The 25,218-nt window shown below is 68.8% G+C and carries 20 protein-coding genes and 2 tRNA genes; 11 read left to right on the top strand and 11 right to left on the bottom strand.

Annotated elements, in window-relative coordinates:
• Positions 1 to 31: 31 nt before the first annotated feature.
• Together AB0C12_RS11600 and AB0C12_RS11595 are read left to right on the top strand one after the other, a co-directional pair.
• Positions 32 to 529 carry a GNAT family N-acetyltransferase gene (locus tag AB0C12_RS11600; RefSeq protein ID WP_360546704.1) on the top strand — a complete coding sequence of 166 codons (498 nt, stop codon included), beginning with the start codon at positions 32 to 34 and terminating at the stop codon, positions 527 to 529.
• Between the two features lie 7 nt (positions 530 to 536).
• Positions 537 to 854 (top strand): hypothetical protein, encoded by a 318-nt coding sequence (locus AB0C12_RS11595; protein ID WP_360546702.1) that lies wholly within the window; start codon positions 537 to 539, stop codon positions 852 to 854.
• A gap of 187 nt (positions 855 to 1,041) precedes the next feature.
• On the opposite strand, the gene AB0C12_RS11590 is transcribed toward AB0C12_RS11595, so the two are convergent.
• From AB0C12_RS11590 to gyrB, 6 genes are all read right to left on the bottom strand, one after another.
• A tRNA-Ala gene (locus tag AB0C12_RS11590) sits at positions 1,042 to 1,114 on the bottom strand.
• A 14-nt stretch (positions 1,115 to 1,128) separates the two neighbouring features.
• The gene (locus tag AB0C12_RS11585) at positions 1,129 to 1,257 is read right to left on the bottom strand and encodes a DLW-39 family protein (RefSeq protein ID WP_360546700.1); all 129 of its coding nucleotides are present in this window, start codon (positions 1,255 to 1,257) and stop codon (positions 1,129 to 1,131) included.
• A 38-nt stretch (positions 1,258 to 1,295) separates the two neighbouring features.
• Positions 1,296 to 1,372: transfer RNA gene (locus tag AB0C12_RS11580), tRNA-Ile, on the bottom strand.
• 99 nt (positions 1,373 to 1,471) lie between these two features.
• Positions 1,472 to 2,365 (bottom strand): DUF3566 domain-containing protein, encoded by an 894-nt coding sequence (locus AB0C12_RS11575; protein ID WP_360546699.1) that lies wholly within the window; start codon positions 2,363 to 2,365, stop codon positions 1,472 to 1,474.
• Between the two features lie 3 nt (positions 2,366 to 2,368).
• The gene (gene gyrA, locus AB0C12_RS11570) at positions 2,369 to 4,879 is read right to left on the bottom strand and encodes a DNA gyrase subunit A (RefSeq protein ID WP_360546697.1); all 2,511 of its coding nucleotides are present in this window, start codon (positions 4,877 to 4,879) and stop codon (positions 2,369 to 2,371) included.
• Positions 4,880 to 5,017: 138 nt separating this feature from the next.
• A complete protein-coding gene (gyrB, locus tag AB0C12_RS11565) occupies positions 5,018 to 6,970 on the bottom strand; it encodes a DNA topoisomerase (ATP-hydrolyzing) subunit B (RefSeq protein WP_360546695.1) in 1,953 nt (650 codons plus the stop codon).
• 532 nt (positions 6,971 to 7,502) lie between these two features.
• On the opposite strand from gyrB, the gene AB0C12_RS11560 reads away from it, so the two are divergent.
• The gene (locus AB0C12_RS11560) at positions 7,503 to 8,069 is read left to right on the top strand and encodes a hypothetical protein (RefSeq protein ID WP_360546693.1); all 567 of its coding nucleotides are present in this window, start codon (positions 7,503 to 7,505) and stop codon (positions 8,067 to 8,069) included.
• A gap of 13 nt (positions 8,070 to 8,082) precedes the next feature.
• On the opposite strand, the gene AB0C12_RS11555 is transcribed toward AB0C12_RS11560, so the two are convergent.
• From AB0C12_RS11555 to dnaA, 5 genes are all read right to left on the bottom strand, one after another.
• Positions 8,083 to 8,643 (bottom strand): DciA family protein, encoded by a 561-nt coding sequence (locus tag AB0C12_RS11555; RefSeq protein ID WP_360546691.1) that lies wholly within the window; start codon positions 8,641 to 8,643, stop codon positions 8,083 to 8,085.
• A gap of 196 nt (positions 8,644 to 8,839) precedes the next feature.
• Positions 8,840 to 9,967, bottom strand: coding sequence for a DNA replication/repair protein RecF (recF, locus tag AB0C12_RS11550; protein WP_360546689.1), 1,128 nt, complete (start codon positions 9,965 to 9,967; stop codon positions 8,840 to 8,842).
• An 82-nt stretch (positions 9,968 to 10,049) separates the two neighbouring features.
• A complete protein-coding gene (gene gnd, locus AB0C12_RS11545) occupies positions 10,050 to 10,922 on the bottom strand; it encodes a phosphogluconate dehydrogenase (NAD(+)-dependent, decarboxylating) (RefSeq protein WP_360546687.1) in 873 nt (290 codons plus the stop codon).
• 37 nt (positions 10,923 to 10,959) lie between these two features.
• Positions 10,960 to 12,093: a DNA polymerase III subunit beta gene (dnaN, locus tag AB0C12_RS11540; RefSeq protein ID WP_360546685.1), complete on the bottom strand. Its 1,134-nt coding sequence runs from the start codon at positions 12,091 to 12,093 to the stop codon at positions 10,960 to 10,962.
• 2,550 nt (positions 12,094 to 14,643) lie between these two features.
• On the bottom strand, positions 14,644 to 16,614 hold the full coding sequence (dnaA, locus tag AB0C12_RS11535) for a chromosomal replication initiator protein DnaA (protein ID WP_360546683.1): 1,971 nt from the start codon (positions 16,612 to 16,614) through the stop codon (positions 14,644 to 14,646).
• A 611-nt stretch (positions 16,615 to 17,225) separates the two neighbouring features.
• Here dnaA and rpmH point away from each other — a divergent pair.
• The 8 genes from rpmH (at position 17,226) to AB0C12_RS11495 (ending at position 24,081) form a co-directional block, all read left to right on the top strand.
• Positions 17,226 to 17,363: a 50S ribosomal protein L34 gene (gene rpmH / locus AB0C12_RS11530; RefSeq protein WP_125812322.1), complete on the top strand. Its 138-nt coding sequence runs from the start codon at positions 17,226 to 17,228 to the stop codon at positions 17,361 to 17,363.
• A gap of 34 nt (positions 17,364 to 17,397) precedes the next feature.
• Entirely contained in the window at positions 17,398 to 17,754 is a 357-nt protein-coding gene (gene rnpA, locus AB0C12_RS11525) for a ribonuclease P protein component (RefSeq protein WP_360546680.1), read from the top strand.
• Positions 17,751 to 18,020, top strand: coding sequence for a membrane protein insertion efficiency factor YidD (gene yidD, locus AB0C12_RS11520; protein ID WP_360546678.1), 270 nt, complete (start codon positions 17,751 to 17,753; stop codon positions 18,018 to 18,020). The genes rnpA and yidD overlap by 4 nt, the downstream gene beginning before the upstream one ends.
• Before the next feature lies 1 nt (position 18,021).
• Positions 18,022 to 19,065 (top strand): membrane protein insertase YidC, encoded by a 1,044-nt coding sequence (gene yidC / locus AB0C12_RS11515; RefSeq protein ID WP_360546676.1) that lies wholly within the window; start codon positions 18,022 to 18,024, stop codon positions 19,063 to 19,065.
• 163 nt (positions 19,066 to 19,228) lie between these two features.
• Positions 19,229 to 19,804, top strand: coding sequence for a R3H domain-containing nucleic acid-binding protein (locus AB0C12_RS11510; protein WP_360546674.1), 576 nt, complete (start codon positions 19,229 to 19,231; stop codon positions 19,802 to 19,804).
• A gap of 6 nt (positions 19,805 to 19,810) precedes the next feature.
• Complete coding sequence (gene rsmG, locus AB0C12_RS11505; protein WP_360546672.1) at positions 19,811 to 20,635, top strand: 16S rRNA (guanine(527)-N(7))-methyltransferase RsmG; 825 nt, start codon at positions 19,811 to 19,813, stop codon at positions 20,633 to 20,635.
• 1,095 nt (positions 20,636 to 21,730) lie between these two features.
• Positions 21,731 to 22,996: a ParA family protein gene (locus AB0C12_RS11500; RefSeq protein ID WP_360546670.1), complete on the top strand. Its 1,266-nt coding sequence runs from the start codon at positions 21,731 to 21,733 to the stop codon at positions 22,994 to 22,996.
• Positions 22,993 to 24,081 (top strand): ParB/RepB/Spo0J family partition protein, encoded by a 1,089-nt coding sequence (locus AB0C12_RS11495; protein WP_360546668.1) that lies wholly within the window; start codon positions 22,993 to 22,995, stop codon positions 24,079 to 24,081. The genes AB0C12_RS11500 and AB0C12_RS11495 overlap by 4 nt, the downstream gene beginning before the upstream one ends.
• Positions 24,082 to 25,218 lie beyond the last annotated feature (1,137 nt).

Here is a 25,218-nt window from a genome sequence, read left to right as displayed (position 1 = left end):
AGGGCCTCGCGGCCGCCGTAAAGTTCGCCGGGTGAACGTGCGGACAGGCAGCGTGGCGGATGTGGCGGCACTGGCGGAGCTGCGAGAGCTCGGACCGGACAAAGTCGCGGGCTTCGCCGGCTGGATGACAGCCCATGCGGAGACGCACCTGCCGTTCGTCGCCGAGGTCGACGGGTCCGTGGTCGGCAGCGCCTGGCTGCACGTCGCGGAACGGGTCCCCGGTCACGAGTCCCAGGACCGCTGGTACGGCGACGTCCAGTCGGTCATGGTCCGCCCGGAACACCGTAACCAGGGCATCGGCGCTGCGTTGATGGCCGCGATCCTGGCCGAGGCCGTACGCCGGGAACTGGAGCACGTGACCGTCCACTCAGGCCGCCGCGCAGTCGACTTCTACCTGCGCAACGGCTTCAGCCACCACCGCCAGATCCTCATCTGGGAACCACCTTCGTTCAACGAAGGCGCGATGGACCACATCCCGGCGGCATCTCCCCCAACGGCTCTGTCGACGCACGCAGACGAGATGCCATGATCGCCCCGTGTCGCTATGGGACCTCGTCGGACGCTTCGGAATTCCGCTCGTCGTGGTCGGCGGCGCCGCGGTCGCTGTCCATGTCGGCCTCTCCGACCCGCCCGACACCTTCTCCCGGCCCCGCGGCTGGCAGTGGGCCTGGCCGGGAATCTGGCTCATGATGGCCGGCGACGCGGCATTCGGTGAGAACCGGTGGTGGTTCGAGCGCGCCTGGAAGGGCACCACCGCGCTGCTCTTCGCCGTGGCCGTGACAGCCGCCGTCTGGCGCCACCACCGATGGCGAAAGCGCGGGCAGAGTACAGAAGGGCCGCCCCCGCTCCAGTGATCTGCCGGAGGCCCGATGGACGCTCCTTGCCGGAGCGGGGGGCGCAGGTAGCGCGATCGCCATCGCCCTACTGAAGGCTGGGGTCAATGAGCTGGTCATCAGATGCCGCCGAGCACTGACGAAGAACTTGCTCAAGCTTGCCGGGGCTTCGTCGTGTCGGCGGAGCCTGGCTGAGAGGCGGTTTTTGTGGAGCCCAGGGGACTTGAACCCCTAACCCCCGCCTTGCAAAGGCGGTGCTCTGCCAGTTGAGCTAGGGCCCCCGGTAGGTGGGGCTTCAGCGCAGGTCGGGCGCCGTCGTCGCCTCGTGCCAGAGGGCGCGCTCGTCGCTGGAGGCCTTGACCCTCTTGACGACCAGGGCCGCCGCGCCGACGACGCCGGCAACGATCAGGAGCTTCTTCAGCATGGCTGGATCCCCTTACATCTGCGGCGGGAGGTGGTGCTTGGTGGGGCTAGCTGGAATCGAACCAGCGACCTCAGAGTTATCAGCTCTGCGCTCTAACCGACTGAGCTATAGCCCCGTGACAGCGACACGAAGATTACCGTACCCCGTGGCGCTACCCAAAATTGGGGGCGGCCGCCGTGCCGGACACGGCGGCCGCTACCACGATCGGGGTGGATCAGTCGCGCTCGGCGAGCGTCAGCTCGACGCCGCCGACCAGGTCGGCGCACACGTTGTAGATGAACGCGCCCAGCGTGGCCAGTGCGGTGAAGAGCACCACGTTGACCGCGCCGATCAGCATCGACGTGCCGATGACGCCCCAGGCGGTGATGCGGAAGCCGCCGCCGGCCGTCGCGGCCTCGGTGCCGCCGCCGGTGGTGTTCACCAGGCTCTGCAGGCTGTTGTTGACCGTCTGCCAGACGCCCATGGCGTCGAGCGAGAGGTACAGCACCGAGGTGGCCACGACCACGACGATGAACAGGACCACGGACACGGCGAAGGCGAACTTCATCACGGACCAGGGGTCGATCCGCTTGAGGTTCAGCCGGGCCCGGCGCGGGCCACGCGCCGCGGCCGACGTCACCGTCGAGCGCGCGGAACGGACCGCCTCGGAGACCCGGGCGGCCCCGACAGCGGCGGAACCGCTGGCGGCCGCGTTGCCCGAGGGGCGTTTGGGGGCCTCAGCGGGCCGCTGGGGCGCGGCACCGGGCTTCGCCGGGGGCTGAACCCCGGTGCGCCCGGCCTGCGCGCTCTGGGGCGCTGCGGACCCGCCGCTCTTGCCCTTGGTGACGATCGGCACCGTGGCCGAGCCCTTGGCGACCGAAGGGCCCGCGGGGGCGGCCGGTGGCCGCTTCTGCTCGGCCTGACCGTCACTGTCGGCGGGCGGCTCACCCGGCGGCGGGGCCATGCCCGGCGCGCGGGTGAACTTCGGCTGGGACGGGGCATCGGCGGGTACCGCCGCGCGGCCGGCTCCCTCGCGTCCGGTCGGTGCGGCGCCGTCCTTCTTCGGCTCCGCGTCGACCGGAGATGCCGAGGATCCCGGGCCCCCCGACTTCGCCTGTGTCTCCGGCATCAACTAGTCCTGTTCGTCAGGCTCGTCGGCATTGCGAGCAAGCGCCACGATGGTTACACCTTCTGGGAGGTCCATCAGCTTGACCCCCATTGTGTTCCGATCCCGCGTGCGCCGTACAGGCTTCACGGGAGTCCGGATGACACCACCATTGCTGGTGATGGCAAATAGTTCATCCTCCGGGTCGATCACGAGCGCTCCGACGAGCCCGCCACGACGCTCCGTGATCTTGGCCGTCAGCACGCCCTTGCCGCCCCGGCCCTGCACCGGATACTCCTCGATCGGCGTCCGCTTCGCATACCCGCCGTTGGTCGCGACCAAAACGTCCATGCCCTCACGAACCACCTCCATCGCGAGGAGTTCGTCCGCCTCGCTGAAGCGCATGCCGATCACGCCCGAGGTCGCCCGCCCCATCGGCCGCAGCGCCTCGTCGGTCGCGTTGAACCGGATGGCCTGAGCCTTCTTCGAGACCAGGAGCAGGTCGTTCTCCGGCGCGGCCAGCGTGGCGCCCACCAATTCGTCATCCTCCCGCAGGTTGATGGCGATGATGCCACCGCTGCGGTTGGAGTCAAATTCCTCGAGGCGGGTCTTCTTCACGAGGCCATTCTTGGTGGCGAGCACAAGGTACGGCTCGACCTGGTAGTCCGGGATCTGGATGACCTGCGCGATGTGCTCGTCCGGAAGGAAGGCGAGCAGGTTGGCGACGTGCTGGCCCTTGGCCACGCGATTCGCCTCGGGCAGCTCGTAGGCCTTGGCGCGGTAGACCCGGCCCTTGTTGGTGAAGAACAGGATCCACGAGTGCGTGGAGATCACGAAGAAGTGGCTGACGATGTCGTCCTGGCGCAAGGATGCGCCGCTCACGCCCTTGCCGCCGCGCTTCTGCGAGCGGTACAGGTCGACCTTCGTGCGCTTCGCGTAGCCAGTTCGTGTGATCGTCACCACAACGTCCTCGCGCGCGATGAGGTCTTCCATCGAGACCTCGCCGTCGAACGGGATGATCTGGGTCTTGCGGTCGTCGCCGAAGCGGGCCACGATCTCGGCCAGCTCCTCGGAGACGATCGCCCGCTGCCGCTCCGGCTTGGCCAGGATGTCCTTGAGGTCGGCGATCTCGATCTCGATCCGGGCCAGCTCGTCGATGATCTTCTGCCGCTCCAGCGCCGCCAGGCGCCGCAGCTGCATGTCCAGGATCGCGGTGGCCTGGATCTCGTCGACGTCGAGCAGCTGCATCAGGCCCTGGCGGGAGTCCTCGACCGTGGGCGAGCGCCGGATCAGGGCGATCACCTCGTCGAGCATGTCCAGCGCCTTGACCAGGCCGCGCAGGATGTGCGCGCGCTCCTCGGCCTTGCGCAGGCGGTAGGCCGTGCGCCGGCGGATGACATCGATCTGGTGATCGACGTAGTGGCGGATGAACTGGGCCAGGTTGAGCGTGCGCGGCACCCCGTCGACCAGCGCCAGCATGTTGGCGCCGAAGGTCTCCTGCAGCTGGGTGTGCTTGTAGAGGTTGTTCAGCACGACCTTGGCGACGGCGTCGCGCTTCAGGACCAGGATCAACCGCATTCCGGTACGCCCGGACGACTCGTCGCGGATGTCGGCGATTCCGGTGAGTTTGCCCTCCTTGACCAGCTCGGCTACCCGTTCGGCCAGGTTGTCGGGGTTCACCTGGTACGGCAGCTCGGTGACGACCAGGCACGGCCGGCCCCGGGCGTCCTCCTCGACCTCGACCACCGCGCGCATCCGGATCGAGCCACGACCGGTGCGGTAGGCGTCCTGGATCGCCTGCTGGCCGACGATCAGGCCGCGGGTCGGGAAGTCGGGTCCCTTGACGATGCCCAGGATCGCCTCGAGCGTGGTGGCCTCGTCGGCCTCCGGGTTGTCCAGGTACCACTGGACGGCGGCGGCGATCTCCCGCAGGTTGTGCGGCGGGATCTTGGTGGCCATCCCGACCGCGATGCCCTCGGAGCCGTTGACCAGCAGGTTCGGGAACCGCGCGGGCAGGATCGTGGGCTCCTTGGCCCGCCCGTCGTAGTTGTCCTGCATGTCGACGGTGTCCTCGTCGATGTCCCGCAGCATCTCCATGGCCAGCGGCGAGAGCTTCGACTCGGTGTAGCGCATGGCGGCCGGCGGGTCGTTGCCCGGCGAGCCGAAGTTGCCGTTGCCGTCGATCAGCGGGTAGCGCAGCGACCACGGCTGGCCCATCCGGACCAGGGCGTCGTAGATCGAGGAGTCACCGTGCGGGTGGTAGTTACCCATGACGTCGCCGACGACGCGGGCGCACTTGACGTAGCCGCGGTCGGGACGGAAGCCGGCGTCGTACATCGCGTACAGGATCTTGCGGTGCACCGGCTTGAGGCCGTCCCGCACGTCCGGCAGCGCCCGCCCGACGATGACGCTCATCGCGTAGTCGAGGTACGAGCGCTGCATCTCGACCTCGAGGCCGACCGGCTCGACCCGCTGGCTCACTCCGCCGCCGGGCACGTCCTGGGGTTCCTCGGCGGGGGTCTCGGGAGTATCCGTCACAGTTAACCCTTACTAACAGTCAAACCCGACAAACGGCGTCAGGCTACGCATTTCGCTGTGGATAACGTTGTGGAAAGCGGTGATTCGCTGTGCATAACCCGAGGTGAGCGGCGTCGAGTGACGCCGCTCACCCGTACCTCAGATGTCGAGGAACCGCACGTCCTTGGCGTTGCGCTGGATGAACGAGCGCCGCGCCTCGACGTCCTCACCCATCAGGACGCTGAACAGCTCGTCCGCGGTTGCGGCGTCGTCCAGGGTCACCTGGCGCAGGGTGCGGGAACCCGGGTCCATCGTCGTGTCCCACAGCTCGCGGAAGTTCATCTCGCCGAGACCCTTGAACCGCTGGATGTCATCCGGCTTGGCGTTCGGCTTCTTCTGCTGGCGCAGCTCGATCAGGCCGTCCCGCTCCCGGTCGGAGTACGCGTACTGGGCGTCGTCGCCGCGCTTGTTCCACTTGATCTTGTAGAGCGGCGGGGCGGCCAGGTAGACGTGGCCGAGCTCGACCAGCGGCCGCATGAAGCGGAACAGCAGGGTGAGCAGCAGCGTCTGAATGTGCTGGCCGTCAACGTCGGCGTCGGCCATCAGCACCACCTTGTGGTAGCGCAGCTTGGCGACGTCGAACTCCTCGTGGATGCCGGTGCCCAGGGCCGTGATCAGCGACTGGACCTCGTTGTTCTTCAGCACCCGGTCGATCCGGGCCTTCTCCACGTTGAGGATCTTGCCGCGGATCGGCAGGATCGCCTGGATCTGGCTGTCGCGGCCCTGCTTGGCCGAGCCGCCGGCCGAGTCACCCTCGACGATGAACAGCTCGGACACCCGCGGGTCGGTCGACTGGCAGTCGGCCAGCTTGCCCGGCATCGAGCCGGACTCCAGCAGCGACTTGCGCCGGGCCAGCTTGCGGGCCTGCTGCGCGGCGATCCGGGCGCGGGCCGCCTGCGAGGCCTTGGTGATGATCTGCTTGGCGTCGGCCGGGTTGCGGTCGAACCAGTCGGCGATCTGCTCGTTGGCGACCTTCTGGACGAAGCCCTTCATGTCCGTGTTGCCGAGCTTGGTCTTGGTCTGACCCTCGAACTGCGGGTTGGCCAGTTTCACCGAGATGATCGCGGCGAGCCCTTCGCGGATGTCCTCACCCGAGAGCTTCTCGTCGCTCTTGAGGAACTTCTTCTCCGCGCCGTACCGGTTGACGATGCTGGTCAGCGCGGCCCGGAAGCCTTCCTCGTGGGTGCCGCCCTCGTGGGTGTTGATCGTGTTGGCGAAGGTGTAGACCGACTCGCCGTACGACTCGTTCCACTGCATGGCGATCTCGAGGGCCATGCCCTCGTCGTTCGCCTCGGCCTCGAACTCGATCACGGACTTGTGGATCGGGGTCTTGGTCTGGTTGAGGTGGCGCACGAAGTCGGCGATGCCGTTCTCGTACATGAAGGTGACCTCGCGGGGCTTGCCCTCCTCGTCGAGGTGCTCCGGCCGCTGGTCGACCAGGTTGATCGTCAGGGCCTTGTTGAGGAAGGCGTACTCCTGGATCCGGCGGTAGATCGTCTGCCAGTCGAACTCGACGGTCTCGAAGATCGTCGGGTCCGGCCAGAACTGGACCATCGAACCGGTCCGATCGGTCGTCTCACCCTTCTCCAGCGGGCCGGGCTTGGAGGCGGTGTAGTGCTGGCGGTAGACGTTGCCCGACTTGTGGATCTCCACGAACATCTTGGTGGAGAGGGCGTTGACGACCGAGACACCGACGCCGTGCAGACCGCCGGAGACCGCGTACGCCTTGCCGTCGAACTTGCCACCCGCGTGCAGGACCGTCAGAGCGACCTCGACGCCGGGCTTCTTCAGCTTGGGGTGCAGGTCGACCGGGAAACCGCGGCCGTTGTCGGTGACGGAGACGCCGCCGTCCGGCAGCAGGACGACGTCGATGGTGTCGCAGTAGCCCGCGAGCGCCTCGTCGACGGCGTTGTCCACAACTTCCCAGACCAGGTGGTGCAGGCCCCGCTCGCCCGTGGAACCGATGTACATACCGGGGCGCTTGCGGACCGCCTCGAGACCTTCGAGCACGGTGATGGAACCGGCACCGTATTCCTGCGTGTTCTCTGCCACCCTCGGCCACTTTCTCGCGCCGGCCCGCGCGAGGCGGGCTGGTCACGGGGTTGGCGGGCGGCCGGCGGCCACCGACGGGCAGGGCGAGCCACCGGCGACGAGCCGCGGGAAGAAAGCGGACCACCGGTGGAGCCGAGCGCGCCGGTCGCCGCGGTCACCCGCGGATCGTGATCGGCTGGAAAAATCGCGTAGCGTGACGGAGTGCCGTCACGGGGCGGACTTTCCCGGTCTCTGTCGATTCTACTCCGTCGGAGCGAGTTGTAGAGGGTCCGGCACCCTCGTCCGGGTACCTCAGATTGCCGTAGCGCGATTCAGGGCCACTCCCACGAGTCCCCCTACACGGAATGCGGGCTCCCCGCAACGGCGAACCGTTCGACGCCCGGACCCCGAGGCGCGCCTCCGCGCGGGTGGGGCCACGCGCTGCGACACTGCCTGACGACAGCAGGCGACGGTGTCGTAACCTCGCCCGCGCGGCCCGGTACACGGCCGGACGGGTCCGCAGCCCGGCAGTTCGAGGAGAGGTGAGCCCGCCATGGCGCTGGACAAGGGGCTGGACAACGTCGCCGTGCACTGGCCGCGGACGAACCGGTTCTACGACCCGGTCGCCCCCGCGGAGTTCGTCGACTTCGGCGCCGTCGCGGACGCGCCGGACATCGCCGCGCCCACCGGCGCACTCGCGCTGCACATCGCCAAGACCGGCACGGTACGGGCAACTGCCTACACGGAGCTCGTCGACCTGCTGCTGGGGCTGGAGGGTGTCCTCTACGCCACCGATGCAGCCGCGGAGGACGAGGACCCGGTCATCGACCCGGACGGCTGCGCCTGGATCGCCGGCGGGCTGGAGCGCTTCGTGGAAGGTCACCAGCCGTACGGCGACCTGGTCACCTTCGACAGCGTGGCGAACGTGATGCGGGCCGCAGTGGCCGGTGGACGCCTCGCGGAGCAGCAGCTGCGCTGGCTGGACCAGCGACTGGCGGCGCTGCGGGACGAGGCGGGCAACGCACCGCACTGGAGCTTCGCCCGTACGGAGCTGGCGGTCCTGTCCGGCTTCTACCGCCGCTGCGCCGAGCGGGGCTTCGCGGTCTTCGCCGACTACTGAGCCGACCGGACTGTCAGCCGTACGTGTCGCGCGGGCCGCGGCCCTGCACCCGGCGCGGGCCCTTGGCCCACGACGGCGCCGCCGGTCCGTGGATGTTGAGCTTGGTGACCACGTTGTGGCCGACCTCGGCGGCGATGCGCTTGAGGAGGTTGGCCGCGAGCAGGCGGAGTTGGGTCGCCCACGCGGTCGACTCCGCCTCCACGGTGAGCACGCCGGCGTCGAGCTTGACCGGGCGGCTGTGCTGGGCGACGTCCGGACCGACGACCTTCTCCCAGGCGCCGAAGACCTTGGCCTCGGCGGCCGGCTTCTGCCAGCCGCGCTGCTTCATGATCCGCTCGAGCATCACGCCGAAGAGCTGCGGATCGCGCGGATCCGGCCCGGGGCCGGAATAGCCGCGCAGGCGGCGGCCGGTGCCTTCGTCGTTTCCGGTACGGCGTCGCGGCGCCTGTTGAGCAGCTCGCCGCCGGGCGAGAGCGGCGTCCAGAACCGCGCGGGCCAGCTCCGGCCCGACCGCTGTCCCGCCGTCCGCCGCGACTCCTGGTGCGCTTCCCGAGCCGTCCGGCCCGGTCTGCACATCGGAAGCAGGGGACGCACTGTCGGCCCGGTCGCGGGCGGTTCTGCCGGTGCCTGAGGCGGCGCGACCGCCGGCGCCTGATGCCGGCTCGCGGCCTGTCGCGTCTGCTGCGCCGCTGCCGCCACCGGCGGCATTCCCGCCGGCTGCCCGCCTTGCGGCGGCCCTGGGAGCCGCTGGCGGCTTTTCCGGGCTTCCCTCAGACACGGGTCACCGTTCCTGGTCCGACGTCGTAGCGGGCCCCCTGCAGGGTCGCGGGGACATCCTCCGGCACCGCGCACGTCACCAGCAACTGCGTCGCGTCCGACACCAACGCCGCCAGCCGCTCCCGCCGGCCCGAGTCCAGCTCGGCAAAGACGTCGTCGAGCACCAGCACCGGCTCGATCCCGTCGGCGCGCAGCAGGTCGTAGGCGGCCAGCCGCAGGGCGAGTGCGAACGACCAGGATTCGCCGTGGCTCGCGTACCCCTTGGCCGGCAGTTCGCCCAGGGTGAGGGAAAGATCATCGCGGTGCGGGCCGACCAGGGTGACGCCGCGCTCGATCTCGTTCTGCCGCCGCTCGGCGAGCGAGGCGAGCAGTGCCTGCTCCAACTGCGGGCGGTCCGGCGCCGGCGATTCGCCGAGCCGCGACGCGTACGCGATAGAGGCCGTCGACCGCCCGGCCGCCACCGCGTCGTAGGCCTTGGTCAGATGTGGACCGAGGGCCGCGACCAGCTCCAGCCGGCCGGCCAGCAACTCGGCCCCGTGATGCGCCAGGTGCTGGTCCCAGACGGCGAGAGTCGACAGATCCTGCCCGCGCGTCCCGCCGACCTTGCGCGTCAGGTACGCCGTGCGCAACAGGGCGTTGCGCTGCTTGACCACCCGGTCGTAGTCGGCGCGGACCCCGGCGAAGCGGGGCAGCCGGGCCACCAGCAGATCATCGAGATAGCGCCGGCGCTCGGCCGGATCACCGCGGACCAGCTCAAGATCCTCCGGCGCGAACAACACCATCCGCAGCGCGCCGAGCACGTCGCGGGACCGGCGTACGGGTGATCTGTTGAGCCTGGCCCGGTTTGCCCGGCCCGGCACGATCTCCAGCTCGACCAGCAGCTCGCGACCATCGTGGACGATCTCGCTGCGGATCACGGCCGAGCCGGCACCCGCCCGGACCAGCGGCGCGTCGGTGGCCACCCGGTGACTGTCCAGAGTGGCCACGTAACCCAGCGCTTCGATCAGGTTGGTCTTACCCATGCCGTTCTGGCCGACGAGCACCGCGACGCCGGGGTCGAAGTCGACCGTCACCCGCTCGTACGAACGGAAGTCGGTCAACTCGACCCGGCGTACGTACATCTCACTAATCGTCCTTTGCAGTGCGGCGAAGCCGCCTGGACCGCTCAGCTCCTTTGCAGTGCGGCTGAGCCGCTTGGACCGCTCAGCCGACGACGGCGTGGCCACCGAACTGCTGACGCAGCGCGGCGACGGCCTTCATGGCGGGCGAGTCGGTCTGCCGCGACTCGAAACGGGTGAACAGCGAAGCGGCGATGACGTGCAGTGGGACGGCCAGCCGGACCGCCTCGTCGACGGTCCACCGGCCCTCGCCGGTGTCCTCGGCGTAGCCCTTGAGCTTGGCCAGCTCGGGGTCGCCGTCCAGCGCCCGGTCGAGCAGGTCGAGCAGCCAGGACTTGACGACGCTGCCCTCGCGCCAGCTCTTGATCGCGCCGGGCACGTTGTCCACGTACTCGGAGGCCTCGAGCAGCTCCCAGCCCTCGGCCAGGGCCTGCATCATGCCGTACTCGATGCCGTTGTGGACCATCTTGGTGTAGTGGCCGGCGCCGACCGGGCCGGCGTGCACGAAGCCGTACGGGCCGCCGGGCTTGAGGGCCTCGAAGATCGGCATGCAGGTGGCGACGTTCTCCTCGGAGCCGCCGACCATCAGCGCGTAGCCGTTCTGGTTGCCCCAGATGCCGCCGGAGACGCCGCAGTCCATGTAGCCGATGCCCTTGGGCGCGAGCCGGTCGGCCCGCGGCTGGTCATCGGTGAACTTGGAGTTCCCGCCGTCGATGATGATGTCCCCGGCGGACAGCAGCCCGCCCAGTTCGTCGATCGTGCTCTCGGTGATGTGACCGGCCGGCACCATCGTCCAGACCACCCGCGGCGCGGCGAGCTTTTCGACCATTTCGGCGATGCTGGCGACGTCGGAGACGTCCGGGTTGCGGTCGTAGCCGACGACTTCGTGCCCGGCGGAGCGGATCCGCCCGCGCATGTTGCCGCCCATCCGGCCGAGACCGACAAGGCCGAGCTGCATGGTGTTCCCCCTAGATGAGTGGTTCTTCCGCCCAGTATCAGCGGGTTACCCGGATCGGCATGATCAGATAGCGGTAACCCGGCACGATTTCGCCGTCTTCGGCCGCGGGGGAGATCACAGCGGGCTTGAACGCGTCGACGAACGAGAGTACGGCGGTCTGGGCCCCCAGGTTCTGCAATCCGTCGATCAGGTACTGCGGGTTGAAGCCGATGGTCAGCGGTTCGCCGGTGAAGGCGGCCTCCATGGCCTCGCTGGCCCGGGCCTCCTCCGTGCCGCCGGCCTCGACGACCAGGCCGTCCTCGCCGAAGCTGAGCAGGACCGGGGTGGTGCGCTCGGCGACCAGGGCGACGCGGCGGACCACCTCGACGAGCGCGGAGACGCTGACCCGGGCCTCGGCGTTGTGGCTGGCCGGGAAGAGCGAGCGGACCGGCGGGTAGTTGGCGCCGTCGAGCAGCCGGCTGGTCGTACGCCGGGTGCCGCCGGCGAAGCCGATCATGCCCTCCCCGGCGTTGCCCTGGGCCAGCGCCAGGATGACGTCGCCGCCGAGCGGGCCCATCGTCTTGGCGGTGTCGTTCAGCGTCTTCGCCGGGACGAGCGCGTTGAGGCTGATGTCGGGGTCGTCGGGGCTCCACTGCAGCTCCCGCATGGCGAGCCGGTAGCGGTCGGTGGCCAGCATCGCCATCGACGTGCCGTTCAGCTCGATCCGCACGCCGGTCATCATCGGCAGCGTCTCGTCACGGCCGGCCGCGATGGCGACCTGCTGGACGGCCGAGGCGAACGTCTGCGCGTCGACCGTGCCGGCGCTGGACGGCATCTCCGGCAGGGTCGGATAGTCCTCGACCGGCATCGTCGGCAGCGTGAAGCGCGCGCTGCCGCAGACAAGCTCAAGATGCGCACCGACAGCGGCGATGTCCGCCGGCTTGTTCGGCAGTGCCTTGGTGATCTCAGCCAGCAGCCGGCCGGAGACCAGGGCGGCGCCGTCGGCGTCGGCCTGCACCTCCACGCTCACCTGACTGGAGACCTCGTAGTCGAAGCCGGAGACGTGCAACCTGCCGTCGGTCACCCGCAACATGACGCCGGCGAGCACCGGCACCGACGGGCGGCTCGGCAGGCTCTTCGCCGTCCACGCCACAGCGTCGGCGAGTGCGTCTCGCTCCACCCGGAACTTCATGCCATGCCCTCCGCGTCACTCTTTCTCGACGAACCAGCATCGGATGTGCTGATGGCGCCCACTGAACTCTATGGCGCGGGTCGGCGCAGCGTGCGTCCGACCCCGGTGCTGTGGGTAAGTCAGGGATGGTTCGGACGGCCGAGCGGCTCATCCACACCTTCCCCAACGCTGATGATTGCTTTTTGGATTTCCCTGAAGAAGACATAGTCGTCTTCATCGGTCCTGTGCAAAGTGTGGAGAACTCCCGTTTGCGCAGGTCAGCGGGTTATCCACCGGTGATTCACATGTGGGAAACCAGGGTACAAACCCCGGTCTGCGTCCACAGTCGTCGACCCGACTCCGGTTGTCCACCGTTGTCCACCGTCTGTCCACCGGTTATCCACCGGGTTTGTGCCCAGCCCTGGGGATAACGCCGGAACGCTACCGGCTCGTCGTCCCCAGAACCTTCAACAGGAAATCCACACGCGTCCACAGCCTGTGGGGACAGCCGTGACCGTGCGTGTCTGTCCACATCGATTTCCCCAGGTCTCATCCACATCTGTGGGGTAAGGCCCCGAAGGTTTTCCACCGCTGGGGATAACTTCCTGTGAACGCCTGTGAACTGCTGTGGATAACGTTGGCACGATCCCGTCTCGTCGCGGCGTTGACACGAACGGGGTGGGGACAGGCCGACCGATCCGACGCCGGGGTCGGTTCTTCGAAGGGTCTTCCTGGGGACGGGCCGAGCCCTCATCGGTATCGGGTGAGGCCCCGCGGTGGCGGGCTCCGTCGCCCGCGGGGCGGGCGGTGAGTGGTCCGCGGGGCGGGCGGTGAGTGGTCCGCGGGGCGGGCGGTGAGTGGTCCGCGGGGCGGGCGGTGAGTGGTCCGCGGGGCGGGCGGTGAGTCGTCTGTTGATCGTCGCTTGGCCTCAGGGGGGGGGGCAAGGCGAGGCGTTCTTGGCGTGGGGATGACGGCGCCTGCCGCGCGATGGTCGGCGGGTGAGGCGACGAATTTTCACGCCACGGTGATCAGGACTGCGCTCGGCCGGGTGACCACCTTTTGTCGGCTGGGACGGAGCGGACTCGATCTTGATGTAGATCGAGTCCGTGCGGCTTCGGCCCGGCGGCGCGAACGGCGTCGATCGGGAGCTCCCCCAGTCTTCGGTCATGGGCGGGGCTTCGGTCAGCGGCTGAGGGATCTTCATGGGGAACGGCCGGACCTGGCCGCCGCCGACTGCGGCGGATCGGGCCGTGGCGGACCGACCGTGGCGGATCGGGCTGGGTGGATCGGGCCGGGTGGATCGGGCAGGCGGACCGGGCCAGGCGGACCGGGCTAGGGATCAAACGTGGCAGACAGGCCGACCGGACCAGGCGGCCTGGCGCGGCCGATCGGACCTGGGCGAGCGAACGTGGCCGGCGAGCCGTGGCTTACTGGGACCGGGGCGACCGGACCTGGCGGATCGGGCCAGGCAGACCAACGTGGCGGACCAGGCCCGGAGGGTCAAACGTGGCGGACCAGGCCGATCAGACCAGGCGGCCTGGCGCGGCCGATCGGACCTGGGCGAGCGAACGTGGCCGGCCAGTCGTGGCCTATCGGGACCGAGGTGGTCGGACTTTACGGACCGACCGTGGCGCACCGAACCAGGCTGGCTGAACCAGGAGGATCGAACGTGGCGGATCGGGCCGACCGGACCAGGGCGTCCGGCCGTGGCCTACCGGACCTGGGCGTCCGGCCGTGGCCTACCGGACCTGGGCGTCCGGCCGTGGCCTACCGGACCTGGGTGGCCGGACCTGCTGACCGAATGCGGCCGACTTGGCTTGCCGACTTGGCTTGGCGGCCCGGAAGTGGCCGGTCGACGAGGCGGGCCTGATGGGTGACCGAATCTGGGCGACGGGGCAGTCATGCGCGTTCGCCCGGCAGTGGACGAGATTCTCGTAAGGAGGGTTTCGCTGGCGGGGCGACGGGACCTCCGTTCTTCGGCCCAAGGCGTCACCCAGTGAGGAGATAGCGTCCGCGGTGGTGATCTGCTTGCTCGGCGAGTTGAAGGAAGGCCTTTACCGCCGGTAGCGAGATTTCGACTCGTCGGAGCTGAGGGGCTGCACGTGAAAGTTGTGGGGCCTAGGCACGGCGCCGTTGTCAGACTTGACCTGGCTGCTGGCCTGCGTAGAAGGCCCTCGTCGGTGACGACACCGAGTCCGCCTGGGCTGTGATCGCTGAGCACGGTCTCTCCGGCGACAGGGCCGGGGCCGCCGAGGAACTCGGACCCGGCTCACAGCCCCCTGCCTGCGGCCGCGATGGTCGAGGCGCCCGACCATCGCGGAACGATCCCGCTTCGTCCGCCAAATGCGCTCAGCGATCTGGTCAAACCGCCGGACGATCCATCACAGCGATTACTTGACCGCGGCCGGACGGAGAAGTGGCGGTGACCGGTGGCTATGTGGACGGCCTTCGGGGTCGGCGACGCTTCAGCCCGGCGGGGGATCGCCGGGCTTGAGGTGGTCCTGGCTGATTGCTGTGGTCGCTTGAGCCGGTGTTGCGGTTGTGGGGGCCGCTGCGCGTACCGGAAAAGAACTAGGTGTTTTGTTTGATGCGGTTGGTCAGCTCGGCGATCTGGTTGTAGAGGGATCGCCGCTCGGCCATGTGCTGGCGGATTTTTCGGTCCGCGTGCATCACCGTCGTGTGGTCGCGGCCGCCGAAGGCCTGGCCGATTCTTGGCAGGGACAGTTCCGTCAGTTCGCGGCAGAGGTACATCGCTACCTGGCGGGCGTTGACCAGCACTCGGGACCTTGAGTGGCCGCGGAGGTCTTCCAGGCTCACGCCGAAGTAGTCCGCCGTGGACACCATGATCTGGTCGGCGGTGATTTCCGGGCCGGCGCCGTCGGGCATGAAGTCGCGCAGGACCTCCTCGGCCAGCGAGAGCTGGACCGACGACCTGGTCAGGCTGGCGAATGCGGTCACCCGGATGAGGGCGCCCTCGAGTTCGCGGATCGAGTTCGAGACGCGGGACGCGATGAACTCCAGGACGTCGTCCGGGGCGTACATGCGTTCCTGCGCGGCCTTTTTCTGCAGGATCGCGATGCGGGTCTCCAGGTCCGGCGGCTGGATGTCCGCGAGCAGGCCCCATTCGAAGCGGGTGCGCATCCGGTCCTCGAGGGTGGCCAGCTGGCGCGGGGAGCGGTCCGAGCTGATCACGATCTGCTTGTTCGCGTTGTGCAGCGTGTTGAACGTATGGAAGAACTCTTCCTGGGTGCGCTCGCGGTTCTCCAGGAACTGGATGTCGTCGATCAGCAGGATGTCGACGTCGCGGTAGCGGCGCTGGAAGGCCTGTGTCTTGTCGTCGCGCAGGGAATTGATGAAGTCGTTGGTGAATTCCTCGGTGGAGACGTAGCGCACCGAGCGGGCGTGACCGAGGGTCGTCGCGTAGTGGCCGATCGCGTGCAGCAGGTGCGTTTTGCCCAGCCCGGAACTGCCGTAGATGAACAGCGGGTTGTATGCCTTGGCCGGGGATTCGGCGACCGCGACCGACGCCGCGTGGGCGAACCTGTTGGACGAGCCGATGACGAACGTCTCGAACATGTATTTCGGGTTCAGGCGGTTGCCGTCATTGCCGCCCGGCCGGCGGTCGCGGTCCTGGCCGCGCATGTCCATCGGCGCGCGGCCCGGGCCGTTGTCGCCGCTGTGCTGCCTGATCTGCAGAGTGTCGTCGCGGCGGTCCTGGGCGTGCATCGTCGGGCGCTCGTCCGGGCGGCGCTGGTTGTCGCGCAGCTGGGCCGGGTCGGTGGCGATCCGGCGGCCGGTCGACTCGTTCGGCGCCTCGGCGAAGTGCGGCATCTGGCGCGGGGCCTCGCGACGCTGCGGCTCTGCTTCGGTACGGGTCTGGGCCTGCTTCTCCTGCTGGTCCTCGGCGACCGTCTTCGGGCCTTCCGCCGGGCGCACCGGCATCGGCAGCGGCGCGGCGAACAGGGCGTCCTGACCGTCACGGGAGTCACGGGCCGCCGGGACGGCGCGCGGGAACGGTGCCTGGGCGGAACCGGTCGGTCCCTCGGCCGGCTCGTAGTTCTGCTCGTACGACTTCTCGTAGCCCTGATCGTAGTTGTCCTGGTGACCGAAGGACGGCGGCTGTGGATAGCGGTCCGGGTATGCCGGCGGCTGCTGCTCCGCGTAGCGCGGCGGCTGCTGGTCGGCGTAGTGCTGCTGCTGGTCGGCGTAATGGGCGGGCGCCTGGGTCGGCGGCTCGGGAGGCGGCGTGCCGTAGACCGTGCCCGGGCGGCCGGTGCCGTCCTCGGGCGGGCGGACCGTCACGGCCACTTGGATCGGCCGGCCGAGCCGGCGCGACAGAGCCTCGGTGATCGCCAGCCGCAGCCGCGACTCGATCACATCCCGGGTGTACGTGTCCGGCACGGACAGCAGCGCGGTGTCCTCGACTATGGCGCGCAGCCGGGTGAGCCGCAGGTACGCACGCTGCTGAGCGGACGCGATCTCGTCCGCCAGCTCGTCCGTCGCAGCGGTCCACACCCCGCCAAGGTCGACCGTATCGGCCACCGCCGCGCCACCCCCATCGCCACCGGTCTCCCGGTGGCCTTGTCCGGCTTCCGCCGCCCTTGCCAGTCGTCACCCGTACGGGCCACGAACCGGCTACCCCCAACCCAGCACATCCAACGTGCTGAACACGTACGGCGCCACCGGCTGTCCACAGGTTATCCACAACCTGTGCACTCGTCGGCGGTCGCTCCCCGGCCGGTTGGTCGGCGGACTCCCCCGGAGCCTGTGCTGGCGCGGGAAAACAGGCTCACCTGGCGAACGATTAACCGGCTCGTCCGGTTTTGGCCGACTCGACGCGTCAGCGCTGCAGACCAGCAAACGGGCACGCTAACAGCGCGGCGGCACCCGCATCAACCGCCGGTACCCACCCCGGGGCAGACCTGGCACGAAAAGATTCACTCCGTGCGCAGACGGACCAGCGTGCGTGACGAAGCCCCGTACCGGGAAGTGATCTGTCGGCGTGCCGACCCGACGATGGTTGACCACCCAGGGGGTGCTGCGTAGGGTCGGGCGGTTGCTCCGCCGCGCTCTGCTAAAGTGGCGTCTTGCAGCTTTGATGCCCCCTGGACACCTACGGTCTCGTGGGTGCCCTACGAAGACGGAGTTTTGACGTGAGCAAGCGCACTTACCAGCCGAACAACCGCCGTCGCGCGAAGACCCACGGTTTCCGGCTGCGCATGCGTACCCGTGCCGGCCGCGCCATCCTCTCCACCCGCCGCGCCAAGGGCCGCGACAAGCTGTCGGCCTGAGCCGACGCTGGTCCGGCCGGATGTCCAGGTAGTCGTGCTGGCCGCGGCGCAACGACTGAGGCGCAGCACTGACTTCGCCGCAGCGGTTCGCGGTGGGCGCAGGGCCGGGCGCAGCACGGTGGTCGTCCACCTTCTTATCGATGAGCCGGCGCAAGCCTCCACGGCGCGCGCCGGCTTTGTCGTGTCCAAGTCCGTGGGCAACGCGGTGACCCGTAACAAGGTCCGCCGGCGGCTGCGGCACCTGGTCCGGCCCCGCCTCGCCGACCTGCCGGACGGCACTCTGCTGGTGGTTCGCGCACTGCCCGCCTCGGCGTCGGCGTCCTTCGAGACGCTGGGCACCGACCTCGATGGCGCCCTGGCCGCGGCCCGGTCACCCCGGCGGCGGCGATGAGCACGCCACGCGGGCCGGTCGCCCGGGTGCTGACGTGGGGGATCGTCGCGTACCGTCGTTACTTGAGCCCGGCACTGCCGGCCCGCTGTCGGTTCTACCCCTCGTGCAGCGCGTACGCCCAGGAGGCAATCGCGGTGCACGGCGCTTCCCGAGGGACCGCCCTGGCGATCTGGCGGCTGTTGCGCTGCCACCCCTTCCACCCTGGCGGGTTCGATCCGGTGCCTGACCCGATCCGTCACCGTCCTGCTGATGTGACTGGAGCATGAATTGAGTCTCGACTGGATCTACATCGCGATCTCGTGGATCCTTCTTCGCTGGCATGACCTCTGGGACGCGATCGGCGTCTCCGACGGCAGGGTGCTGGGCACCAACTGGTCCTGGATCCTGTCGATCGTCTTCCTGGTCGTGACGCTGCGGGTGATCCTCTTCCCCGTCTTCGTCAAGCAGATCAAGTCCCAGCGCGCCATGCAGGCGTTGCAGCCCAAGGTCAAGCAGCTGCAGGAGAAGCACAAGGGCGACCGGGAGACGCTCCAGAAAGAAATGATGGAGCTGTACAAGGTCGAGAAGGCCAACCCGCTCATGGGCTGCCTCCCGATGTTCCTGCAGATCCCCGTCTTCCTGGGCCTGTTCCACGTGCTGCGCCGGCTCAACCCGGACAACGGCCAGCCCACCCTGTACGGCTGGACCGCCGAGCAGTTCCGCGAGGCCACCCACTCGGCGCTGTTCACCGCGCCGCTGCCGGCCCAGTTCGGCTCCTCCGCCGAGGACCTGACCCGGCTCGGTGCGACCAACGGCACCGTGGTCAAGGTCATCGCTGCCGTCCTGGTCCTCATCATGATGGCGACGACGTACCTCACCAGCCGCCAGATGATCCTCAAGACCGGCTGGGCCGAGGACCCTCAGCAGAAGATGATCCAGCGCCTGATGCTGTACGGCATCCCGCTGTCGCTGCTCGTCTCCGGCTCGCTGTTCCCCATCGGCGTGGTCATCTACTGGGTCACGAACAACCTCTTCAGCCTGGCCCAGCAGCAGTGGGTGCTCCGCAAGTTCCCGCCGCCGCCGATGGCCAACGGCAAGACCGCCGCGTCGTCGACCCGTCCGGCCGGTGCGGCCAACGCCAAGTCCGGCGCCAAGGGCCCGCAGAACCCGGTGCAGTCCGGCCGTACCGGTGGCCTGTTCGGCCGCAAGCCGGCCGCCCAGCCGGACCCGAAGGGCCCGGTCGTGGACACCAAGGCCCTCGCGCCGAAGCCCGGCGCCAAGCCGGTGAACCCCAAGAAGGGCGCGCGACCCGCGAACAAACCACAGGGATGACGCAGCTGCGGCCCGGGCCACGCCCCGGGCCGCGCGCGGCCCTGCCGGGGCGGCGACAAAGACCTCCTCGCGCCCGGCGCTGACCTGATCGTTCCCAGGCGGCACCGGCGCGGGAAACAGCGGACCGAGCAGGTCCGGCCCGAGTGAGTACGGAGATGAGACCGTGACCGACACCAGCACTCCCAGCGCAGAGCAGTCCACCGAGGAGACCGCTTCCGCCACTGCCGCGGAGTCCGCCGGTACCGAGGAGACCAAGAAGTCGGAGACCGTCACCTCGGACTCCGACCTGTTCCGGCAGAGCGAGATCGCCGCCGACTACGTGGAGGGCCTGCTCGACATCCTCGACTACGACGGTGACATCGACGAGCTCGTGTCGGCGGGCCGCCCGATGGTCGAGGTCGTCGGCGGCCGGCTGCAGCCGCTCGTGGGCCAGCGTGGCGCGACGCTCGAGGCGCTGCAGGAGCTCACCCGCCTGGCGATCTTCCGGGCCACCGGCTCGCCGAGCCGGCTGCTGCTGGACATCGGCGGCTACCGGGCGACCCGGCGTAAGGAACTGACGGCGGTCGCCCGCAACGCGGTCGAAAAGGTCAAAGAGCACGGCGATCCCGTACGCCTGGAGCCGATGTCGGCCTTCGAGCGCAAGTGTGTGCACGACGTGGTCAACGCGATCCCCGGCGTGCAGAGCGAGTCGGAGGGCGTCGAGCCCAGCCGCCGCATCGTGGTCCGTCCGGCTGACTGAGCTGACATGACCGACCCACGCTCCGGCGCGGGTGACAACGGCCCGGGCGCTGTGCCCGGGCCGTCGTCGTCTGCCCCCACCGCCGTCTCCCCTGTCGTTCCGCCGGCCTTCTCCGCGGCGGCCGAGCGCGCCTTCGGTGACCGGCTCCCCCTGGCTACCCGCTATGCCGAACTCCTGATCACGGACGGCGTCGTCCGGGGCCTGATCGGGCCCCGCGAGGCACCGCGGGTCTGGGAACGGCACCTGATCAACTGTGCCGTTATGTCCGAGATGATCCCGTTAGGTGCTTCAGTGACCGACGTCGGGTCTGGTGCCGGTTTGCCCGGTATCGTGCTGGCAGTGGCTAGGCCAGATCTCACGATCACGCTGGTCGAGCCACTGGCACGACGAACCGCTTTCCTGTCCGAAGCGGTGACCGCACTCGGCCTCGACACGACTGTCACAGTCGTCCGGGGCCGCGCTGAAGATGTCGCCGGTGGGCCCCCCGCCGCCGCCGACATCGTCACCGCACGCGCGGTCGCGCCACTGGACCGGCTCGCCGGTTGGTGCCTGCCCCTCGCCGCCGTCGGCGGCCGGCTCCTGGCGCTCAAGGGCGCTTCGGCCGCGGAAGAGGTGGCAGAACACCACGAGGCGATCACCCGGCTCGGTGGTGGCGACCCGGTCGTCCGGCTCTGCGGAGCCGGAGTGATCGATCCGCCGACCACGGTCGTCGAGATCGTGCGGGAGCGGGCCGTCGTGGCACCAAGGCCGAGGCCGTCCGGAAGGGCGGCCGACCCGGGCCGCTCCGCCGGTGGGCGCGGCTCCGGGAAAAGGAGATCGCGGAGGGGATAGATGGCCAGGCGGGGCGTGCGGAAACGAACGGGAAAGCTCCCACGACCCCAGCGAGGCCCGGATACGGGCCGGCCTGTTGCTGGTACTCCCGCTGCCGATGGGTCTGGTTCGACGGCCGGCATTGATGCGGGGGCTGGCTCGCACCAGGGTGGTGTCGCCTCCGCGGGCTTCGTCGCTGGTCGTGGCTCGGCCTCGGGGGTTGGCACCCGATCCGCCGGCGGTTCCTCGGTGGGTGTGGACTTCGCTTCGGAACGGCACGCCGGAGGAGGGCCATGCTCTCCTGGTGCCCACCCGGTGACTTACTCGGATTCGGCAGCGGTCACTCCCCCGGCCGGTTCTGATCTGCCGGCCGGTGTTCGCTCGGCGGGCCCTTCCATGACCGGTTCCCGCTCGGCGGCCTCTTCCCTGGCCGGCTCTGGCTCGGCGGCCTCTTCCCTGGCCGGCTCTGGCTCGGCGGCCTCTTCCCTGGCCGGCTCTGGCTCGGCGGCCTCTTCCGTGACCGGCTCTGGCTCGGTGGGCTCTTCCGTGACCGGCTCTGGCTCGGTGGGCTCTTCCGTGACCGGCTCTGGCTCGGCGGCCTCTTCCCTGGCCGGCTCTGGCTCGGCACCTGGCTATCCCGTGTCAGCTGCGGGCCCTTCCTCTGAGCCAGGCGCTGGCGAGGCCGATGTTCGTTCCTCTACGGGTGATGCCCCGTCGGCGCCTGGATGGAGAAGGGAGTCGGAAGCGGGCGGAAGCGCTCTGGATGAGCCTCACGCAGGACCGTCGGCGGACTATGTGCGCTCCCTTGGGGGACGACGCTCCGAGGGCGAACGCGGTGTAATAGAAGCGTTCGGATCGGACGAGAATGGTGCTGGGACCGCCGACGGCAGGGTGAAGATGCGGTTGGTGCCCGGATTCATGGTCTTCGAGGCGTCCGATGGGCTGTTGGGATCAACTCATCAGGCGGACAACCGTGGCGACGCTCGCCCGGCGGCCGTAGGCTGGCCGCGCGTCGATAGTGTGGACCGGACGGTGGGAGCGCCAGACGCTCCGCCGCTTCCTGCCGGACCGCACGCTCGCGGTGCCGACCCAATCCAAGCAGGCAGGGACAAAACGGTGCATGAGTATGGCAGGGGCCCGGACGGTGCCCCAGGCTGGGACCGTGTTTCACGTGAAACCGATCCACACGCCGGCTCGGATCGAAGCGGAAGCTTGAGTGTGAGCTTCGACAGTGGGGAGCAAGGCGTGCCGCAACCACGTGCAGGGAACGGCGGGCAGGTGTACGGGACCCCGGTGACGGAGCCTGAGGTCAGTGCGTCGGAGCCTCGACGCCCTGCTCCGGCGCCGCGGTCGGGGCCTTCGTCTGCGCCTGTTTCGGGCTCTGCGACCGTACCGTCGTCAGCTCCTGTCTCTGCGGCGCCGGCTGCACCGGCGGCCGTGGCGACGCAGCCGTCCGCGGACGGCGCGGCGGCAGACGAGCATGTTTCACGTGAAACGCCGGACCGGGATGAGGACGATCCGCCCCTCGCCATGGAAGCGTTGCGAGCTGTGCAGATCCTCAACCCGAGCGGCGAGATCCACATGCCGCGCCCCGACCATCCGCGGGTGCTCTGCGTCGCGAACCAGAAGGGTGGCGTTGGCAAGACGACCACGACGGTGAACCTCGCGGTCGCGCTGGCGCTGCACGGCAACCGTGTGCTGGTGGTTGACCTCGACCCCCAGGGCAACGCGTCCACCGGCCTGAACGTCCCCCACCACGCCGGCGTACCCGACGTCTATGACTGCCTGATCGACAACGTGCCGCTCGCCGAGGTGGCACAGCCGGTCGAGGGCATCCCGAATCTGTACTGCGTGCCGGCCACGATCGACCTGGCCGGCGCCGAGATCGAACTCGTGTCCGTGGTGGCGCGCGAATCCCGGCTGCAGCGCGCGATCGCCGGACACCCGGAGAAGTTCGACTACGTCTTCATCGACTGCCCGCCGTCGCTCGGCCTGCTGACGGTCAACGCGCTCTGCGCGGCGCAGGAAGTGCTCATTCCGATCCAGTGCGAGTACTACGCGCTGGAGGGCCTGAACCAGCTCATCAACAACATCAACCTGGTGCGCCAGCACCTCAACCCGACGCTCGACGTCTCCACCATCCTGCTGACGATGTACGACCGCCGCACCCGCCTGGCGGACGCGGTCGAGCAGGACGTGCGGAACCACTTCGGCTCGAAGGTGCTCGAGGCCGTGATTCCGCGCAACGTCCGTGTGTCGGAGGCTCCGAGCTACGGCCAGTCCGTGATGACCTACGATCCGGGTTCGCGGGGCGCCACGAGCTACTTCGAGGCAGCTCTGGAAATCGCGATGCGCGGGGTCAACACGGGAGGCGCGGCATGAAGAACCGTCCACGGGGCGGCCTGGGGCGTGGCCTCGGCGCATTGATTCCCACCGCTCCCCCGGCGGCCGGTGGCACGACGACGACTGAGGAGCCGCCGCCTCCCCCGGCTGCTGTTCCGGACCCGACCCCGGCCTCGACTCCAGCTCCGGCTTCGGCCCCGGTTTCTGGGCCGCCGGTTGCTGAGGCGACTGCGCCGCCCCAGTTCACCGCGCCGGCTTCGCCTGCGCCGATCGTCGAGGACGACAGTGGTCTTGCTCCGGTGCCCGGCGCCCGCTTCGCGGAGCTCCCGGTCACTGCGATTGAGCCGAACGCGAAGCAGCCGCGGCACGTCTTTGATGAGGAGGCGCTCGAGGAGCTGAAGACCTCCATCCAGGAGGTCGGCTTCCTCCAGCCGATCGTGGTACGGGACGTCGGCGGCGGCCGATACGAGCTCGTCATGGGTGAGCGGCGCTGGCGTGCCGCCCAGGCCGTCGGCAAGGAGACGATCCCCGCGATCATCCGCGACACCCGCGATGACGCGATGCTGCGAGACGCTCTCCTGGAGAACATCCACCGGGCGAACCTGAACCCGCTCGAAGAGGCGGCTGCGTACCAGCAGCTGCTCGAGGAGTTCGGCGCTACGCATGAGGAGCTGGCTCGGCGCATCGGTCGAAGCCGGCCGCAGATATCGAACACCATAAGGCTGTTGAACCTGCCGGCGCCGGTGCAGCGCCGGGTCGCGGCCGGGGTGCTGTCGGCGGGACATGCTCGGGCGTTGCTCGGGCTCGAGGACTCCGACGCGCAGGAGCAGCTGGCGCTCCGGATCGTGGCGGAAGGGCTTTCGGTCCGCGCGACCGAGGAGCTGGTATCGCTGGCGATCGCGGACGGGCCGGCGAAGAAGTCGGCCCCGACACGCCGGGCGAAGGTGCATGCGCCGGCGCTGAACGATCTGGCTGACCGGTTGTCGGACCGGTTCGACACTCGGGTGAAGGTCGACATCGGCCGGAACAAGGGCAAGATCACGATCGAGTTCGCGACGGTTGATGACCTGGAGCGGATCGTGGGGATGATCGGCGTGGAAGAAGAGGGCGCCGAGTCTGACTGATCGTTTGCCGCCACGGCTGGGTGGCGGTGATGGGTTATGGATTGCAAGGCACGTGATTTTGGCGGATCACGTGCCTTCTTCATGTCCTGGCTTCGGTGGAGCGAAGTCGTCACGTTCGGTGACCGTGGGGCGGTCTTTGAGGACGAATCCGGTTCTGTCAGAGCCATTCTCCTGAGGTTTTGGATGGACGTGGATCTTCGAGATGGGCGAAATCTGACGCCCAATTCGCCCTGTTTTGGGGCTGCAGCTGGAGGGCCGGGCTTCATCGGCGCTCGATCATGATTTCAGCTCATGTTTTGGGGTTGTAGTTGACCTCAGCGCTCAAATGGCTGGTTCATGTCGGCTTCTCTTGTAGCCGGTGCCCTCGAAGATAGTCATGCCGGTGCGAGTACCCCGGCGGTCGGTAGCTTGTTGGATCGAGGGCTATTTCGGCCAAGCCCATTTCGTGCAGAAGGCATCGGTGTCGCCTGGCTCTGGAGGAGGGCGCGGCGATAGACCGTCGTGCGTTCGCTCGCTTTTGTGGTTGAGCCGCGGTGCCTATCAGTAGCGTGCCGTTGAGTGCGGCCCACTCGCTGCTAGGCGTGGCGACCGTTGGTCGCGCATGGTCGATGCACGCTCTCTGTTCGCGGGCCTTGGATTCTGCGTACCGCCTGGTGCTGTTGTTGGTCCGTGGTGATCTCTGTCTTGATGCCACGGCATGGTTCGAGCCTCCCGGCGATGAGCAAGACGGTGAGTTGGTGGCCTGACTTCGGTGACGGCGCGTTGGCTATGGTGCATCGCCGTACGACCTCTGGATCTGCCCGCATGGCACGCCGCTGCGTCCTTGCGGATCGTCGAGCCCGTGGTGAGAAACGGTGTGCTCTCAGGATGCTTGAGTCAGCGCGTCACGTGATGGCTGAAGATCAGGTACCCGCCGGCCGTGCATTGCGAGGTGGCGCGACTCGAGCGGGCTAACCAGCTCTGCCCGTCCATGCTGTAAGGAATGGAGCCAACGTCTCGGTCTCTAGCAAGGGTCTGCTGATGACGGAGGCGTCTGACTATGCCCAGGTGTCGCGCATCGTCTGGAGGGCGGTGGCCTTGAGTTGAGTCGAAGCGGAGGGAGTCGGCGTTTGGGTCGCCGCGATTCAGTGCTGGGTA

This window comes from Actinoplanes sp. NPDC048967 (genome assembly GCF_040649415.1).
Taxonomy (GTDB): Bacteria; Actinomycetota; Actinomycetes; order Mycobacteriales; family Micromonosporaceae; genus Actinoplanes.
Note: the sequence above shows the minus strand (reverse complement) of the source record. Positions and strands in the feature narration are given on the sequence as shown.